Consider the following 18,701-nt stretch of genomic DNA (forward strand, 5'->3'; position numbering starts at 1 on the left):
AATTTTTATTTAAAACCCTTGTGTTTTTATCCATAATCCGCTAAACTATAATATGTTGTTTAGGCGCCCGTAGTGTAATGGATCGCACGTAAGATTCCGGTTCTTGAAATGGGGGTTCGATTCCCTCCGGGCGCATAGCTTAGCTGAGATTATATCTCAGCTTTTTTTATACCCAAATATCATTTTTTAAACGATACCGCTTCCACTTTCATATAGTAACGAACTTTTAAACGAACCACAAGTCTGCTACCTGGTGCGTTCACCTAATATTTAAGCGCCCCAACTTGAATATCAGCGGGGATTTAGCTATGCTATGGTTTAGGTAAGCTATCAAGCCGGCCCACGTAAAAGCGCGCGAAAAAAGAGACCGGGTCCGCCCGATCTCTAGCCGTATATGATAGAAACCTAAGTATACCACGTTGGGCAGTAAAACGGTATTTTGATTTTGAGGTTTTTCTTTTGACCTTTACTGACCTTAGCGGTAAACTACATTTATATTAGCAAGTAGCTAATCATTATATTGAAACTTTAGGAGGCTAACAGTTATGTATCCAGTTCCGACAGTTATCGAACAGTCATCACGCGGCGAACGCGCCTATGACATCTATTCACGACTACTAAAAGACCGTATCATCATGCTTTCCGGTCCAATTGAAGACAACATGGCTAACGCCATCATTGCCCAATTACTATTCTTAGATGCCCAAGATTCAGGTAAAGACATCTACCTTTATATCAACTCTCCAGGTGGGGTTGTCACTGCCGGCTTAGCTATCTATGACACGATGAACTTCATCAAATCTGACGTTCAAACGATCGTTATGGGAATGGCTGCTTCAATGGCCAGTGTCTTGGCTTCGTCTGGGACAAAGGGCAAGCGTTTTGCTTTACCTAACTCCGAAATCTTGATTCACCAACCATCCGGTGGTGCTCAAGGTCAACAAACGGAAATTGAAATCGTGGCCGAAGAAATCTTGAAGACTCGTAAGAAGATCAACCAGATTTTAGCCGACAACGCCGGTCAATCCGTTGAAAAGTTGAACCACGATACGGAACGTGATAACTATCTAACGGCTCAAGAAGCCAAGGATTACGGTTTGATCGATGATATCATGGAAAACAACAACTTAAAATAATCGATTTTTAAACTGAACTAGCTCAGGCTGGTTCAGTTTTTTTGTCGTTCAACACTACTTGTATCCACCTACCGAGTGCCGCATACTAACATTATCATAACTAAAAAGGACTGTTATTAATGACCAAAGTTTATATTGCCGGTCAGCTGCCAGCTAAGGCGACCGCACTGCTAGAACAAACAGCGCTCCAAATCGAAACGTATCAGGGCACGCAGCTGATTGATCACGCCACCTTGAAAGCTAACGTCGCCGATGCGGATTATCTCATCACCCCACTCTCAACTACTGTTGACCGTGATATTTTAGACCACGCACCCCATTTAAAGTTAATCGCCAACTTCGGCGCGGGGACTAACAACGTGGATACGGCTCACGCTGCCACCCTAGGAATTCCAGTCACCAACACCCCCGGGGTCTCATCGGTGGCGACCGCTGAATCGACAGCCGGACTTATCATTGGGTTGGCCCACCGAATTGCGGAGGGTGACCACTTGATGCGCACCGCTGGTTTTGCGGGCTGGGCGCCACTTTTCTTCTTAGGTCACAACCTACAAGCTAAGACACTCGGCATTGTTGGCATGGGCCAAATTGGTCGTGAAGTTGCCAAACGCATGCACGCTTTTGATATGCCAATTCTTTATACCCAGCACCACCGCTTACCAATCAGCGTTGAAACTCAGTTGGGGGCGACTTACGTCTCATTGGAAGATTTACTTGCACAATCGGACGTGGTCTCCTTACACTTGCCACTGAATAAAAATACAACCCATCTGATTAACGCAACTGCCTTTGAGCACATGAAACCAAGCGCTTACCTCATTAACGCCACCCGCGGACCAATCGTTGATGAGACTGCCCTAGTTACCGCGCTGCAAACTAAACAGATCGCGGGTGCCGCACTCGACGTCTACGAACACGAGCCTAACGTCGAACCAGCATTAAAATCAATGGCAAACGTACTACTAACACCACATTTAGGTAACGCAACCGTCGAAGCACGCGATGGTATGGCGACCATCGTTGCTCAAAACGTGATTGCCGCCAGTCAGCACCGGGCGATTCAATTCGTTGTCAACGGGATTCAAGATTAACAAAAAAGGATTTGAGACGACGGCCTCAAATCCTTTTTCATTTAGTAGCGCATCTTGTAAGTCAGCGTTTCAACAAGACACTCATAAAGTTTATACGTTGCCGTGCCCACTCAGTAAGTCGTCAACTTACTGGGCGACGTACGCATACTTATAATTCCACTGAGTGCCGGCAGTGTTGTGAATAATCCCTTTGACCTTCGGATTTTGCAAGTAGGAATAAACCGTTTGATAGAGCGGTGTAATCCCTTGATCCTGCATAATCGTCCGTTCCGCCTGAAGCATATCTTGCCAACGGGCATTCGTGTTATTCGCATCCTGATTCTGCGCCTTTTTCACTAATGCATTATACGTTGAACTGTTGTACTTTCCGTAGTTATAGCCACTGTTCGACGTCATAATTTGCAAGTGTGAAATTGGGTCGTTAAAGTCAGCACCCCAACCACTTAGGTAAATATCAAAGTTACCTGATTGGGCCCGGCTCTGAGCAACCTTGGCTGGAATGTTGGATAAATCGACCGTCAAACCGCTCAAATTCTTTTCTAACGCGGACTTCAGATACTGCGAAATCGGCTTGTTAGGTTCGTCGTTCGACGTTAACATGTGTAACGTTAACTTCTTCAATCCGGTCTCTTTCAACCCTTGTTGCCATAACTGCTTGGCTAACGCAGTATCGTAAGACGTCGAATCCTTTACGACTGATTCATCCGAGAAGTCTTTACCACTCTTAGGATCATTAGCTAAATCCTTTGGGACGAACGTCTTGGACGTGGTCGAGGCATCCCCAATCACGTTTTTAACTAACGTATTCCGGTTGATTGATAGTGAGATGGCCTGACGAATCTTTTCGTTATTTAACGCCTTTTTAACCGTGGCGTTGCTATCATTAAAGTTATAAACCAAGAATGCGGTGATGGAATATGGATAAGTCGTGTAATCACTGTTACTCTTCATATTCTTAACCTGTTCACTAGCTAACTGCGTTAAATCCAATTTTTTCTCTTGGAATAGGTTCAACGTGGTGGTTGTACTTTCATTGACCGTGTAATTGATCTTTTGTAAATGAACGGCTTTTTTGTCCCAGTACTGGTCATTCTTAACGAACTGCCACTTGTTATTAGTCCCCGTCCAACCGGTTAACTTAAACGGCCCACTGTAAAGCATGTACTGAGCTTTCGTCGCGTATTTGCTTCCCCACTTCTTAACCGCTTTTTCACTGATCGGTCCAAATAGTGGGTAAGTCATTAGTTTCTTAAAGTAACTAATTGGTTTCTCTAAAGTGACGATAAACGTGTGCTGGCCCTCAGCCTTTACGCCAAGCGTGCTTGGCGACTTCTTACCAGCGACGATTGCGTCAGCATTCTGAACACCTGAGAATAAGTAAGCGTATTGCGACTTAGTGGCTGGTGTCACCGTACGTTTCCATGAATAAACAAAATCCTGTGCTGTAATCTTGGAACCATCGCTCCACTTAGCATCCCGAATCGTAAAGGTATAGGTCTTCCCGTCTTTAGAAACCTTCGTCGCCTTAGCTAAGCCCGGTGTGATACTACCGTTCTTGCCCAAGCGGTATAAGCTTTCAAAAATATTCCCGGTACTGCCATAACCGGACATGTTGGAAATATCAATTGAGTCAAGTGAACTTGGATAAGACAAATTTAGAACTTGATTACTGGCGTACTTTCCGCTGCCCGTACTTTGACCACTCTGCTTGCCACAGGCCGCTAACACCGTCACTAACAATAAACTAAAGATAACCGTTAACACTGATCGCTTTTTCATTCTTTTTCGCCCCTTTTTATATATTCAACTTACTGACCCTTAATTTGACCGGAAACAAAAAGCGCCCACTTAGAATCTCGTCAGATTCCAAGCAGGCGTTTCAAAAATAACGTTTTGAGCTCAATGCCGTTAGTTTTGATGCACTAGAGACGCTTGTAATTCAACGCAAATAACCATGTTGTTAGGTTCACAACATGGGCAGCACATCATCATTTGTTGGTTAGCTGACTTTTGCATGATTACGTCTCTCCGATTTCATAAGATGTGTACAGTATAGATTTAGCCACTTACTTTTGTCAAGCAATTTTATCATCAAAAATTCATTTTCTAATCAAAAATGCTGCACTACCCTTGGTAGTCACAGCATTTTTTCTAGTTAAGCGTCTTTTTGTAACTGTTCCGCGAATTGATTGATTTTCCGCAGCCGGTGATTAATCCCCGACTTCGAGATTGGGCCCCCGGGAACAAGGGTCCCCAACTCTTTCAAACTCACTTCACGGTGTTCCAAACGCGTTACGGCCACTTCCTGTAACTTTGGTGGTAATTGTTTCAGTCCAACCGTCTCGTCGATCAACAAAATATTTTCAATTTGCTTACTAGATGCGTTGGCCACCTTATCCATATTCGCATTTTCACAGTTCACTAACCGGTTAACCGAATTACGCATATCGCGCATAATCCGGACATCTTCGAACTTCAACATGCCAGTCGTCGCACCAATCAGCGATAAAAAGTCAGCAATCTTTTCAGCTTCCTTGATATAGGTGATAAAACCACCCCGACGATCAGTCGTCCGTGAATTCAGTCCGTACTGATTCATCATTTCCGAAATCATCCGGTTATGTTCTTCATACAGGGAATAGATCTCCAAATGATAACGTGACGTTTCCGGATTATTGACGGAACCGCCCGCTAAAAAGGCCCCCCGCAAATACGAGCGAACCGCCGCATCGTCGGTCAAGACTTCCGTTGGCGCAACTTCCACAATTTGATAGTCCTTTAAAATCCCTAAATCAGCAAGCACCATGTCGGTCCCCGTTTTTAGGCGAACAATGTACAAGTTATTTTTATTGAGTTTCATTTTACGACGAACAATGAGTTCACTCGCAACATCGTAAAATTGTTTGAGCAACCGGTAAATACGCCGCGCGATGGCCGGATTTTCGGTTTGAATATTCAAAATAAAATGGTGATTGGCCAAGCTAATCGTTCCATTCATTCGAATCAATGCCATCAGTTCAGCTTTGGCATTCTCGCGATGGACAGTAAGGTTGGTAAGTTCTTTCTTAACTTCACTGGCGTATGACATTCGCAGGTCCCCCTATCTTAAAATATCGGAATGACCAACTAAATTCATCAGTTCCGCGACCACCTGATCACCATCATGAAAGGCACCGTTGTCTCTCAACTTTAAAAAGTTCGAGGAGATCACCTTGCAATTTTGGTCCCGTAAGCCACGAAAATCGTGACTAACTTGGCGTGAAACTTCGTTAAATTTATGGAAATCCATGTAATCAGCGGGAACTTTTTCCGTATTTACTAACACGGTGTTAATAAAGTTCTCTCCGAGGTGCCGGTTCAAGACCCGCACGTGATCGGCGTCCGAGAAATTATCGGTTTCGCCTTTTTGCGTCATAATATTACAAATATAAACAACTTCGGCATCGGTTGCGCACACCGCCCGCCCAATATTATTAATCATCAGGTTAGGTAAAATGCTTGTAAACAAGCTCCCGGGGCCAAGTACGATTTGGTCCGCTTCCATGATGGCGTCAATGACTGGTTGCACGGCGGTCGGCTCGTCGCCGTTCTTATCCGTGACCCACACCTTTTGCAGTGACTTATGAGCAGCCGTAATTTCAGCTTCACCAACCAACTCCGCGCCATCCTTAAATCTGCCGTGTAATGTCAAAGCTTCGTTAGCTGCTGGGTAGACGTGGCCATCCACTTGCATCATTCTCGACAGTTCTTGGACCGCGTCAAACACCCCGGACTTCATTTCAGTCAACGCTGCGATGATCAAATTACCAATTGCGTGTCCCGCAAAGAATTGGTCATCACCTTGAAAACGGTACTGAAAAATGTCTTTGTAAATGTGTGGTAAATTCGACAAAGCAACCATGACGTTTCGAATGTCGCCAGGTGGCACAACGTTGACGTAATTCCGAATAATTCCGGACGACCCACCATCATCAGCAACCGTCACGATCGCCGTGATGTCAACGGCTTGCTTACGCAAACCGTTTAGGACAACTGGTAAACCAGTTCCCCCGCCAATCACGACGATTTTTGGTCGCTGAGTTTTAAACGTATATTTTCTCATGAGCGATTAACTGTTTCCTTTCGTTTTTCTATATCGCGGTGGCTAATGTGAACCTTATAGTTCTTAGCTAAGGCTTCACCGATTCGTTGAGCCAAGGCGACCGAACGGTGTTGTCCACCGGTACAGCCAATCGCAATCGTCAAGCTCGTTTTGCCCTCCGCTTCGTAGCCAGGCATGATGCTCTCCAGCATTCCGAGGAATTGCTGGTAGAATTTCTCCGTTGCCGGTTGATTCATCACGTAGTCAGAAACCGGCTTTTCCAACCCGGTGTGGTGCTTTAACTCCGGCACATAGTATGGGTTAGGTAAGAACCGGACATCCATGACAATATCTGCATCAATCGGTAAACCATATTTAAACCCGAAGGATAACATCTCAATGTGGAACGTTTCATCGGGACTCGTTTCAAATTTATCAAAAATAGATTCACGCAATTCACGCGGCGTCAGTGACGACGTATCAATTACGTAAGACGCGCGGTCTTTTAACGGTGCTAAGAGTTCGCGTTCCTTACGAACGCCGTCCATAACCCGCCCCTCCATCGCTAATGGGTGGGAACGCCGGGTTTCCTTGTAACGTGAGACTAACTCTTCGTTAGAAGCATCTAAGAACAAAATCTTAGTCGAGACAAAGTCAGTATTATCGACATTTGCTAACATATCCATAATTTCATCGTAAAAAGCGCGTGATCGTAAATCAATCACCAGGGCAACTTTTTCAATCTTACCAGACTCTTCTACTAATTCTGAGAATTTCGGTAATAAGGCTGGCGGCATATTATCAATACAGAAATAGCCGAGATCTTCAAAACTCTGGACGGCAACTGTCTTACCAGCGCCACTCATTCCAGAGACAATGACCAATTGTAACGAATCTGCCATGTTTTTGCTCCCTTTAGTCCATAATGTTGGTAGTATAACATACCGGGTGTGTCATGACCAATTTTAGTCGCCGGCATGCCTAAAACAATGGGCCAAGCCAGTACGTTTAAGCACCAGCTGACCCATGTTTGTCCATCGTTAATTCAGTTAAATAACAATCTAATTGCGCCGTGCAAACGCAATTAAGATCGCGTTGATTCCAAAGACAGCGAAATAGAAGCTGACCAAAACGTTAAACGTAAAGGCAGCGACGACTGGGCTGAATAATAGCATGAGTCCTAATACCAGCGTGATAATATCAAAAATCAATGAAAGGACGTAATAGCCCATTCCGAAGACCTTCAAGTGTGATGCAACTGTCAATCGCTCGATGGAGTCGATCAAGAACCAGAATGCAAAGAGGTACCCGAGTACTAAAATACCCGTTGGTGCGTGGAATAAGAACAGCAATCCCACTAAAATATCGATAATGGCAAAAACCAGGGCAAAGTTCGCCCGCAGTCCCGTTTCACGTCGTAACTTGGTATAACCTGCAATGGTGGTAATCCCACTAATAATTGCAGCAATCGCGAATAGGAAGACCAAACTCAACAGTGCGGCCTTCGGTTGTTTCATAACAAAATAGGCGGCAACGAGGAACACGACCCCGGTCATAAACTCTGTCCAGTCGAATCCCCAACGATGATCGTCAAACATAAGCAACATCTCCAATATACTATTTGTCTCCATCATACCAGTTGATGAAAGAGTTTCCAATTTTTGTAGCGGATTTAACAATGGTTTAAAATTTGGCGCCACGACAGTACAAGAAAACACCAAGATGCCTTCACCTTGGTGTTTTTTGATTTAAACAATATCAATTTAAAGCTTAAAAACGATTGTTTATGATCTATTCCGGTTGACGCTGATAACAATGTCCCTGATATCAAAATCTATGGCAACCGGACTGGGCACTACCTAGTCCTTGTTTACTGATTGATAGGCATCGAGCTGTTGTTGCGCCCGTTTTAATTCTAGTTTAATTTGGTCGAAACCAGTTCCACCAAGTGAATGCCGCCGTTCGACAGCTACCTTGGCATCCAAGTCATGGTAAACGTCTTCTTGAATCAACGGTGAAATTTCTTGGTATTCACTTAATGGAATATCTTGCAACGGCCGGTTCTTCTTCAATCCATCGAGGACCAGCTTGCCCACGATTGCATGGGCCTGACGGAATGGAATCCCCTTATTAGCTAAATAGTCGGCCAATTCAGTTGCATTTGAGAAATCGTTAGTCGTCGCGTGTGCCATGCGATCTTCATTAACGGTCAAGGTTGCCAGCATCCCCGTAAAGACGTGTAAGCTCGTTAATAAGGTCGTTACGGTGTCAAAGGCACCTTCCTTGTCTTCTTGTAAATCTTTGTTGTACGCCAACGGAATAGCCTTCATTACGGTCAACAAGCCCATTAAGTTCCCGTAGACCCGACCAGACTTACCGCGAATTAATTCGGCCATATCCGGGTTCTTCTTCTGGGGCATAATTGAACTCCCAGTTGAAAATTGATCGCTTAAGCTAATGTACTTAAATTCATAACTACTCCAACTGACAATTTCCTCACAAAAACGCGATAGATGCATCATCAAAATTGAAGCGTTACTCAAGAATTCTAGGACAAAGTCCCGGTCAGAAACGGCATCCAGGCTATTATGATAGACCTGACTGAAACCCAATAATTTAGCACTATATTCACGGTCAATTGGGAAAGTTGTTCCGGCTAAAGCCGCGGCTCCCAACGGTGAAATATCCGTATGCTGCATGTTGAATTCGAACCGTTCCATATCACGCTTAAACATTTGGTAATAAGCTAACAAGTAATGTGCATAAGAGATTGGTTGGGCGTGTTGTAAATGGGTGTACCCTGGCATCACAGTCTCGACGTTTTCACTAGCTTTATCAACCAAGACTTCTTCAAGGGCGTGTAGCCGGTCTAGAATCTTCGGCAACTGGTGTTTCATGTAAAGGTGAAAATCCGTTGCAACTTGGTCGTTCCGTGAACGAGCGGTGTGTAATTTCCCAGCTACCGGACCGATTTCTTCCGTCAGCAATGATTCAATGTTCATGTGAATATCTTCGTTGACGGTCGAAAATTCCAGCTTACCCTGCTTTAAGCGTTCGTCTAAAGTTTCAAGCCCCGCTACAATTTTATCCACGTCTTCGGCAGGTAAAATTCCCGTCTTCTTTAACATCTTAACGTGTGCAAGTGAGCCGGCAATGTCTTCAGCAGCTAGCAACTGATCGAATCCGATTGACGCACCAAAATCATCCACGTACTTGGCACCGGTCTCAGTGAACCGGCCACCCCATAATTTTTTCGTACTCATTAGGCGTGTTCCTTGTTAATTTTCGCTTTGGCGTCAGCTTGAACCTTGGCCTGAACTTGAGCATTAACCTGGGTTGGTAAGCCCCATAACTTGATAAAGCCAACCGCAGCCTGTTGATCAAATGAATCTGCCGCAGTATAAGTTGCTAAGTCTTTATCGTATAAGGAATTTGGTGACTTCCGGCCTTCCGTAATCACGTTTCCTTTAAAGAGTTGAACCCGAACAACACCGTTAACAACTTGTTGCGTTTGCTTCAAGAAAGCAACCATGGCTTCCATCAATGGTGAGAACCATAAGCCGTTGTAAATCGTATCAGCTAATTTTTGTTCGATGATTGGTTTGAAGTGCGCTAATTCCCGTTCAAAGGTCAAGTCTTCCAAATCCTTGTGGGCCTTCAATAAGACGGTCGCTGCGGGAGCTTCATAAACTTCACGCGATTTAATTCCGACTAACCGGTTTTCAATGTGGTCGATCCGACCAATTCCGTGTTCGCCAGCGATTTTGTCTAATTTAATAATTAAGTCGGCCAAGTTCATAGCTTCGCCGTCCAAGGCAACTGGAACCCCCGCTTCAAACGTAATTTCTAACGTTGTTGGCGTATCCGGTGTATCAGCTAGCGCCTTAGTCCGATCAAAGGCATCAGCTGGTGCGCCTTCCCAAGGATCTTCCAAGATGCCGCATTCGTTGGCCCGGCCCCATAAGTTTTCGTCGATTGAGTATGGGCTGTCCAAGTTGATTGGTACGGGAATGTTATGTTTCTTAGCGTAATCAATTTCTTCTTCACGTGACCAGTGCCAGTCACGAACAGGTGCTTCAATCTTAATGTCTGGTGCCAACGCGTGAATGGCAACTTCGAAACGAACTTGGTCGTTCCCTTTACCAGTACAGCCATGCGCAATCGCAACCGCGTGTTCCTTTTTAGCAAGGTCAACGAGCTTCTTGGCAATCAATGGCCGTGATAAAGCAGAAACTAATGGGTATTCCCCTTCGTACAACGTGTGTCCTTGGAGGGCAATCAGGGCGTATTCTTCAGCAAATTCTTGTTTGGCATCAATCATGTAAGACGCAACGGCGCCAAGCTTTAAAGCCTTGTCCTTGATGGCATCCATGTCTTTGCCTTCACCAACATCGATTCCACAAGCGACCACGTCGTAGCCCTTGTCCTTCAACCAACTGATTGCAACGGATGTATCTAATCCACCAGAATAAGCAAGAATAATTTTTTCGTTTTGTTCGACCATTGATATAACCCTCCGTAAATAATTATTTTCGTATTTCTCAATGACAGTATCGTACCACCCGTTTTAATGTTATGCAACTATTTTTATAAAATATTCGTTATTTTCCAAATATTCACTTAATTTACGAATATTTATACATTTATTCATTAATTTTTGCATCATATGGTTAGAAACCTACTCAACCAAAAAAAGTGCGCTACCCAATTCTCACTCACTGAAAATTGGGTAGCGCACTTATTATTTTAATTTTAGTAACCCTTATTCAACCACTTTACGGACGAATGGGTCTGATGAAATTCCTTGTGAAAGAATCAATTTAGCCCATTCCTTAGCAGAAAATAGGGAGTGGTCCTTGTAGTTCCCACAACTGTCGATGGTTGTGCCTTGCACGTCTTCCCACTTAGCGGGACCCGCAATAAATTCTAACGAGGACTTCAACGCTTTAGCCACTTCAACCGTGTCGTGTTCACCCCAGGTAATCAAATGGAAACCAGTCCGGCAACCGAATGGTGAACAGTCGATAACGCCGTCCATCCGGTCACGCAATAACCCGGCCAACATATGTTCAATCGTGTGTAAACCCGCCGTATCGATGGCAGCCTTATTAGGTTGAACTAACCGTAAATCAAAGTTAGTGATTGCATCGCCCTTAGGACCATGTTCCACCGTAATTTTACGAACGTAAGGTGCTAAAACTTTGGTATGATCTAACGTAAAACTTTCTACTTTAGCCATTAAAAACACTCCTCTAGTTAAAATTACATTACAAGTTCAGTGTAGCACACTCAGTCAATTATTTGGCCGTCTCCGCTGCTTCCCGTGCCCGGTCGCGTTCAAGGACCGGCTTTAAATACTGACCCGTGTAACTATTTGGTTCTTCCGCAACTTCTTCAGGAGTCCCGGTTGCCACGACGGTACCACCACCGTCGCCACCTTCTGGTCCTAAATCGATCAAGTAGTCGGCCGACTTCACCACGTCCAAGTTATGTTCAATAATTAAGACCGTGTTACCCGCATCAACAAGGCGGTTTAAGACCCCAATCAAGCGCCGAATATCTTCGCTATGCAGCCCAGTCGTTGGTTCATCTAAAATGTAGAAGTTCTTACCGGACTGTTGCTTATGCAGTTCAGACGCTAACTTCATCCGTTGGGCTTCGCCACCGGAAAGGGTCGTTGCTGACTGACCAAGTTTAACGTAGCCTAAGCCAACATCGACCAAGGTCTGTAGCTTCCGCCGAATCTTAGGAATTGGTTCAAAGAAGGCGAGTGCTTCGGACGCCGTCATCTGTAAAACATCGGCAATGTTTTTACCCTTATATTCAACTTCTAGCGTTTCAGAATTATACTGCTTGCCATGACAAACTTCACACGGTACAAAGACGTCTGGTAAGAAGTTCATTTCAATCTTCAAAATTCCGTCACCATGACAGGCTTCACAACGACCGCCCTTAATGTTGAAACTAAAGCGGCCCTTTTGGTAACCCCGTAGCTTAGCCTCGCTAGTTTGCGCAAATAGATCACGGATGTTGTCAAAGACCCCGGTATAGGTCGCCGGATTACTCCGTGGCGTCCGTCCAATCGGACTTTGGTCAATATTCACTAGCCGTTCAATATTTTTAACCCCGCTAATGCTCTTATACTGACCAGGTTTCTCAGAATTACGATTGAGCTTTTGTGCTAACGCCCGTTTGAGCACATCGTTGACTAACGTCGATTTACCAGAACCCGAAACCCCAGTCACAACCACAAACTCCCCGAGTGGAAAGTCTACGGTAATGTCCTTCAAGTTGTTTTCAGCGGCGCCAGTCACCTTGATCTTTTTACCGTTTCCAGGCCGACGCTTGGCCGGTACCGGAATAAACCGTTTGCCAGCCAAGTATTGCCCCGTCAACGATTTCCGGGAACGTGCCACCTGCTTAGGCGTTCCGGCAGCCATGACTTCACCACCGTTTTCACCAGCCCCAGGGCCAATGTCAATCAGGTAATCCGCGGCACGCATGGTGTCCTCATCGTGTTCAACCACGATCAACGTATTGCCAAGGTCCCGCATCTTTTTCAATGAGCTAATTAACCGGTCGTTATCGCGTTGGTGCAAACCAATTGAAGGTTCATCCAAAATGTAAAGTACTCCGGACAAGTTCGACCCAATTTGGGTTGCTAACCGAATCCGTTGCGCCTCCCCACCGGATAGCGTCCGTGCTGAACGGCTGAGCGTTAAGTAAGCCAAGCCCACGTTACGCAGGAAGGATAAGCGGTCCTTAATTTCTTTTAAAATTGGTTGGGCAATGACTAGGTCCTGTTCGGAGAACTTCAACCCCTTAAAGAAGTCGATTTCTTTCCCGATGGCCAAGTCGGAAACCATCCCAATATGTTCGCCGCCGACCTTAACGGAAAGGGCTTTACGATTCAATCGAAAACCATGACAAGTCTGACAAGTTAATTCAGTCATGTACTTGCGCATCACGTCACGGGTAAAGTCACTGTTCGTTTCGTGATAACGCCGGTCAACGTTATTGATAACTCCTTCAAAGACGGCGTCGACATCCCGTACCCCACCAAAATCATTTTGATAATGGAAGTGGAACGTCTTACCATCTGAACCGTATAAGACGGTCTGTTGGTCAGCCTTAGATAAATCTTCGTAAGGCACGTCCAACGGAATCTTTAACTGTTCGCAAGCTTGCTTTAACATTTCGGGATAATACTGTGAACTGATTGGGTTCCAAGGCGCCAACGCCCCTTCCGCCAACGTCATCGTCTTATCCGGAACAACTAAGTCTTCATCAACTTCCAGTTTAACGCCTAAGCCTTCACAGTCTGGGCAGGCGCCTTGTGGGGCGTTAAATGAGAATAACCGGGGTTCAAGTTCCCCCACGGTAAACCCACAGACCGGACAAGCATAGTGTTCAGAAAACAGAATTGGGTCGCCGCCAATCACGTCGGCAATGGCGTACCCGCCACTCAAGCGGAGCGCGGCTTCAAACGAGTCGAACAACCGGGAGCGGTCGCCGGGTTTAACGACGATTCGGTCAATCACAATTTCAATCGTGTGTTGTTTGTTTTTATCTAAATCAAAGTCTTCACTAATGTCACGAATGTCACCGTCTACTCGAACCCGGACAAAGCCTTCCCGCTTGATCTTTTCAAAGACCTTTTTGTGTTCGCCCTTTTTCTGGCGCACAATCGGTGATAAAATTTGTAGCTTTGTTCGCTCGGCCAGCTTTTGAACCCGATCAACCATTTGTTCAACGGTTTGACTCGCAATCGGCGTCCCGTCATTTGGACAGATTGGTTGACCCACTCGTGCCCACAGTAACCGTAAGTAATCATTGATTTCGGTAACCGTTCCGACGGTTGACCGCGGGTTCTTTGAGGTCGTCTTTTGATCAATGGAAATTGCCGGGCTTAACCCGTCAATTGAATCCACGTCGGGCTTTTGCATCTGCCCTAAGAATTGGCGGGCATACGCCGATAAACTTTCGACGTAGCGCCGTTGACCTTCCGCGTAGAGCGTATCAAAGGCTAACGAGCTTTTCCCAGAACCGGACAAGCCGGTAATAACCACTAACTTGTTGCGGGGAATCGTCACGTCAATGTTCTTTAAATTATGGGCACGCGCACCGTGGATGATAATCTTATCGTTTGCCAAAAAAAGACCTCCTAGCTGATCTGTGCTTTCAATTCCATGACCGTATCACGCAAAGTTGCGGCTTGTTCAAAGTCGAGTTTCTTGGCAGCGGTCTTCATTTGTTCTTCCAACTTGCTAATCATATCAAGTTGTTGTTCGTGCGTCATATCGTCAAAGTCGGTTTCTAAGAAGTCGTCCTTCTTACCGCTATCTTCCGTCTGTTTAGTTGACGCAATCAATTCCGGAATGGCCTTCTTGATCGTCCGTGGCGTAATATGATGGTCTTCATTATACTGCATCTGAATCTTACGCCGACGAGCCGTTTCGTCAATGGCCGCCTGCATCGAATCAGTCGTGTGCTCCGCGTACATAATAACCGAACCGTGTTCATTACGCGCAGCCCGCCCAATCGTTTGAATGAGTGACCGTTCATTACGCAGGAAGCCTTCCTTATCAGCATCCAAAATGGCAACCAACGAAACTTCGGGAACGTCAATTCCTTCACGTAACAAGTTAATTCCGACTAACACGTCGAACTTACCTAATCGCAGATCCCGGATAATCTTAGTCCGCTCCAAAGTCTTGATGTCACTATGCAAGTACTGGACCTTGATTCCTAAATCCTTTAGATAGTCCGTCAAATCTTCAGACATTTTCTTAGTTAACGTCGTCACAAAGACCCGTTCGTCGCGTTCAATTCGTTTATTGATTTCGCCAACAAGGTCATCGATTTGGCCCATAATTGGGCGCACTTCGATAGTTGGATCTAGCAAACCGGTTGGTCGGATAATTTGTTGGATCACGTGCTTTGTCCGGTCCATTTCGTATGGTCCGGGCGTCGCTGACATGTAAACAACTTGGTTAATGTGTTGTTCCACTTCTTCAAGCTTTAGCGGCCGGTTATCCAGCGCACTCGGCAACCGGAACCCGTAATCAACTAACATTTGCTTGCGGGCACGGTCACCGTTATACATCCCGCGTACTTGTGGCATCGTCACATGAGATTCATCGACGACCATTAAGAAATCCTTGGGGAAGAAGTCTAACAACGTGTACGGTGGTTCACCAGGTTTGCGCCCATCCATAAAGCGTGAATAGTTTTCAATCCCGCTGGTGTAGCCCATTTCTTTAAGCATTTCAATATCATAAGTAGTCCGTTGCTTTAACCGTTGGGCTTCAAGCAACTTACCATCCGTTGTCAATTCCTTGAGACGGCCATCCAATTCATTTTCGATGCCATTAATCGCGTGTTCCATAATCGCGTCGTTTGTCATAAAGTGGGTCGCCGGGAAAATGGCCACGTGATCACGATCGCCGACCACTTCACCCGTCAACGCATCAATTTCTCGAATCCGGTCGATCTCATCGCCAAAGAACTCGACCCGTAACGCGTGGTCATCCCGCGAAGCTGGGAAAACTTCGACCACGTCACCGTGAACTCGGAACCGGCCCCGTTGAAAATCAATGTCATTTCGATCAAATTGAATATCTACTAATTTACGTAATAAGTCGTTACGATCAATCTGCATCCCGACCCGCAATGAAACGACGTGGTTCTTATATTCAGTCGGGTCCCCTAAACCAAAAATACTGGAGACGGAGGCCACCACGATGACGTCGTTTCGTTCAAGTAAGGAACTAGTGGCGGAATGCCGAAGTTTATCAATTTCATCGTTGATTGCGGAATCTTTTTCAATGTAAGTATCACTCGAAGGAACGTACGCTTCCGGTTGATAATAGTCGTAATAACTAACGAAGTATTCAACCGCGTTATTCGGGAAAAACTTTTTAAATTCGCCGTAAAGCTGACCGGCCAACGTCTTGTTATGTGAAAGAATCAGGGTTGGCTTATTAACTTGGGCAATGACATTCGAAATCGTGAACGTTTTCCCGGTCCCGGTCGCACCCATCAAAACTTGTTCTTTTTCCCCCGCTTCAATTCCAGCTGTTAACTGCTGGATAGCTTGGGGTTGATCACCAGTTGGTTGATAGTCCGAAACTAAGTCAAACTTGTTGTTATTTACTCGATCAATCAAACGTGACTCCTCCTTTGAGACTCATCTTTATTTACAATAATCGTTACTAGAAGTTCACACTTCAAAAAAGATAGGCAGCCGTGCTCCCTATCCCTTTAAAACCGCTATTTATTTTAGCACATCGAACATACTTTCGCCATTAATCGGATTGCTGGTCTGTCTTTAAAATCTGACTCGTCAGCGCCCGCAAATGATCCTGATTCGTAAACGGTTCGGCTAACATTTCTGGCAACACTGCTTTTAAGAAATATTGCACGCTCGCCATCCGCTTAAACGCCACAATCGTTTTCAAGCTTTCCCGGTAAATATCCGTAAAGACCGGCTCTGGATTACCCTTTTGAATCTCACCAAAGGATTCATACAGTAAGTCGATCTTATCCGCAACGGACAAAATCTGCCCTTCTAACGTGTCGTCCTTACCTTCAGATAGCCGCCGGGAGTACGCCGCTTGAAATTCAGCCGGAATTTCATTATGCACAAAATTTTGGGAAAGTTCGTGCTCCACGTCCGCCAGCATCGTCCGCAGTGTTGGGGTGGCGTATTTCACCGGCGTCTTAATGTCACCGATAAACCGTTCGTTATAGTCATGGTTGAGGGCTTTCTCATACAAGGCGCGCCAGTTCACCTTTTGGCCAGCATTTTCTTCAACATCGCCTAAAAACTGGGCGGTCTCCGCCACCTTAAATGAATGGGCTGCCACGGAATGGTTCTGATACTTAAAGAACCCCGGTGCCCGCTGAATCGTTTCTAAGTTACTCAAGCTTTGTAAATATTGATGCATTCCCATAATGAGCCACCATCCTTCACGCCGTTAGTTTTGCCTAAGTGTAACAAAGGCCCTTTCAGGACGCAACCAAATTGCGGGCAGCACTACCGGATTGCGTTAAGGATACAAAATAGGGATTCAGAAATCATTTAAGACTTTCTGAATCCCTATCTTTCTAGCTTTATGCTTGTTTAATTTTATTAGATTTTCCCGGTAACCGTAACATGAAGGCCATCAAGTACGACACGATCAAGAAAACGGCCACAACAATGTACGGGTAATGGTAATTCATGTCTAATAACATCCCGGACATAATCGGCCCAACAATGTTGCCGACACTAGTCAGTGACATGTTCAAGCCGTTGATCAATCCCTGATTGGATTCACTAGCCTTGGTTAGTAGCGTCGTAATGGCTGGTCGTAACAAGTCAAACGCGGAGAATATGACTAACGTCGCCACCATAACTTCTAGTTTGGTATGGGCTTGGGTAATCCAAATCGTGCAGATTGCCGCAGCGGCAAAACAAACCCGGATGACCCGCCGTTCACCAAAGCGTTGGACAAAGGTATCAAACAGCGCCACTTGTAGAAACAGCGAGATCAACCCGTTGAGTGTCAAAACTAACGCGATGTTATTTAAACTAAAGTGAAAGACTTCGTTCACGTAAATACTATAAATACTTTCAAATCCTTGTAACCCAAACGAAGAAACTAGGATCATTGTAAATAGGATGATAATGGGCAATGTCCAAAATGCCCGTGACATGGGATGGTGGGATTCAGCTGCGTTTTCCGCAATGTCTTCGCGGTCGGGATCAATGTCACGATCCGCCGGCAATAAGACGACTAACACAACGGCGCTCAATAACCCTAAGCCCCCGGCGACCCAAAATGGCGTCTTATAACTGATTCCGGCTAGAATACCACCGATTCCCGGGCCTAAAATCAAGCCCCCACTAAATGCGGCTGATAACCACCCAATCACACGGGCCCGTTGCCGTTTCGTCGTGATGTCCGACGCTAGCGCCATGGCAGTGGGCACAACCATTGCAGCGGAGAGTCCACCCACGATTCGGGAAACGTTAAAGACCCACAGTTGGTTGGTCAGGGCAAATAGGAACTCCGAAACCATGTAAAGTATCAGGCCAGCGGTCAAAACTGGCTTGCGGCCAATGCGGTCCGAGACCCGGCCAATAATGGGGGAAGCCACAAATTGAGCCAACGCGAATAGCGCGTTCATGATTCCCATATCAGTCGCCGTTAAATGAAGCTCGTTCTTAATAAACGGCATGACTGGAATCACTAAACTAATTCCTAAACAGACTAAAAATTCACTAAACACTAAAATAAAAATGGCACGTTTCGTTTGCCGACTCATAGGCTTCACCCCGATATAAATAATTTTATGCAACGCTATCCATCATATCAAGGCTAATTATTAAAAGCTAGTTTAAAGTTT

General features: G+C 45.4%; 14 protein-coding genes and 1 tRNA gene. 3 read left to right on the forward strand and 12 right to left on the reverse strand.

The window, feature by feature from the left end:
- Positions 1–63: 63 nt before the first annotated feature.
- From IV64_RS08495 to IV64_RS08505, 3 genes are all read left to right on the forward strand, one after another.
- Positions 64–135: transfer RNA gene (locus IV64_RS08495), tRNA-Arg, on the forward strand.
- Positions 136–545: 410 nt separating this feature from the next.
- A complete protein-coding gene (gene clpP / locus IV64_RS08500) occupies positions 546–1,136 on the forward strand; it encodes an ATP-dependent Clp endopeptidase proteolytic subunit ClpP (protein ID WP_057706820.1) in 591 nt (196 codons plus the stop codon).
- A 119-nt stretch (positions 1,137–1,255) separates the two neighbouring features.
- Positions 1,256–2,227, forward strand: coding sequence for a 2-hydroxyacid dehydrogenase family protein (locus IV64_RS08505; RefSeq protein ID WP_057706821.1), 972 nt, complete (start codon positions 1,256–1,258; stop codon positions 2,225–2,227).
- Positions 2,228–2,353: 126 nt separating this feature from the next.
- On the opposite strand, the gene IV64_RS08510 is transcribed toward IV64_RS08505, so the two are convergent.
- The 12 genes from IV64_RS08510 to IV64_RS08565 all read right to left on the reverse strand — a co-directional run bounded on the left by IV64_RS08510 (position 2,354) and on the right by IV64_RS08565 (position 18,620).
- The gene (locus IV64_RS08510; RefSeq protein WP_057706822.1) at positions 2,354–4,006 is read right to left on the reverse strand and encodes a peptide ABC transporter substrate-binding protein; all 1,653 of its coding nucleotides are present in this window, start codon (positions 4,004–4,006) and stop codon (positions 2,354–2,356) included.
- Between the two features lie 376 nt (positions 4,007–4,382).
- The gene (gene whiA, locus IV64_RS08515; protein ID WP_057706823.1) at positions 4,383–5,315 is read right to left on the reverse strand and encodes a DNA-binding protein WhiA; all 933 of its coding nucleotides are present in this window, start codon (positions 5,313–5,315) and stop codon (positions 4,383–4,385) included.
- Between the two features lie 12 nt (positions 5,316–5,327).
- Positions 5,328–6,329 carry a gluconeogenesis factor YvcK family protein gene (locus IV64_RS08520; RefSeq protein ID WP_057706824.1) on the reverse strand — a complete coding sequence of 334 codons (1,002 nt, stop codon included), beginning with the start codon at positions 6,327–6,329 and terminating at the stop codon, positions 5,328–5,330.
- Positions 6,326–7,210, reverse strand: a complete 885-nt coding sequence (gene rapZ, locus IV64_RS08525; protein WP_057706825.1) for an RNase adapter RapZ — start codon at positions 7,208–7,210, stop codon at positions 6,326–6,328. The genes IV64_RS08520 and rapZ overlap by 4 nt, the downstream gene beginning before the upstream one ends.
- Before the next feature lie 159 nt (positions 7,211–7,369).
- Positions 7,370–7,906 carry an HdeD family acid-resistance protein gene (locus IV64_RS08530; RefSeq protein WP_057706826.1) on the reverse strand — a complete coding sequence of 179 codons (537 nt, stop codon included), beginning with the start codon at positions 7,904–7,906 and terminating at the stop codon, positions 7,370–7,372.
- A 261-nt stretch (positions 7,907–8,167) separates the two neighbouring features.
- The gene (gene argH, locus IV64_RS08535; protein ID WP_057706827.1) at positions 8,168–9,571 is read right to left on the reverse strand and encodes an argininosuccinate lyase; all 1,404 of its coding nucleotides are present in this window, start codon (positions 9,569–9,571) and stop codon (positions 8,168–8,170) included.
- Complete coding sequence (locus IV64_RS08540) at positions 9,571–10,812, reverse strand: argininosuccinate synthase (RefSeq protein ID WP_057706828.1); 1,242 nt, start codon at positions 10,810–10,812, stop codon at positions 9,571–9,573. The genes argH and IV64_RS08540 overlap by 1 nt, the downstream gene beginning before the upstream one ends.
- Before the next feature lie 258 nt (positions 10,813–11,070).
- A complete protein-coding gene (locus IV64_RS08545; RefSeq protein WP_057706829.1) occupies positions 11,071–11,547 on the reverse strand; it encodes an S-ribosylhomocysteine lyase in 477 nt (158 codons plus the stop codon).
- A 58-nt stretch (positions 11,548–11,605) separates the two neighbouring features.
- Positions 11,606–14,461: an excinuclease ABC subunit UvrA gene (gene uvrA / locus IV64_RS08550; protein WP_057706830.1), complete on the reverse strand. Its 2,856-nt coding sequence runs from the start codon at positions 14,459–14,461 to the stop codon at positions 11,606–11,608.
- Positions 14,462–14,472: 11 nt separating this feature from the next.
- On the reverse strand, positions 14,473–16,476 hold the full coding sequence (gene uvrB, locus IV64_RS08555) for an excinuclease ABC subunit UvrB (RefSeq protein WP_057706831.1): 2,004 nt from the start codon (positions 16,474–16,476) through the stop codon (positions 14,473–14,475).
- Between the two features lie 139 nt (positions 16,477–16,615).
- Positions 16,616–17,263: an HD domain-containing protein gene (locus IV64_RS08560; RefSeq protein ID WP_057706832.1), complete on the reverse strand. Its 648-nt coding sequence runs from the start codon at positions 17,261–17,263 to the stop codon at positions 16,616–16,618.
- 160 nt (positions 17,264–17,423) lie between these two features.
- On the reverse strand, positions 17,424–18,620 hold the full coding sequence (locus tag IV64_RS08565; protein ID WP_057706833.1) for an MFS transporter: 1,197 nt from the start codon (positions 18,618–18,620) through the stop codon (positions 17,424–17,426).
- Positions 18,621–18,701 lie beyond the last annotated feature (81 nt).

The sequence above is a fragment of the Lactiplantibacillus xiangfangensis genome, from assembly GCF_001438845.1.
GTDB classification, from domain to species: Bacteria; Bacillota; Bacilli; order Lactobacillales; family Lactobacillaceae; genus Lactiplantibacillus; species Lactiplantibacillus xiangfangensis.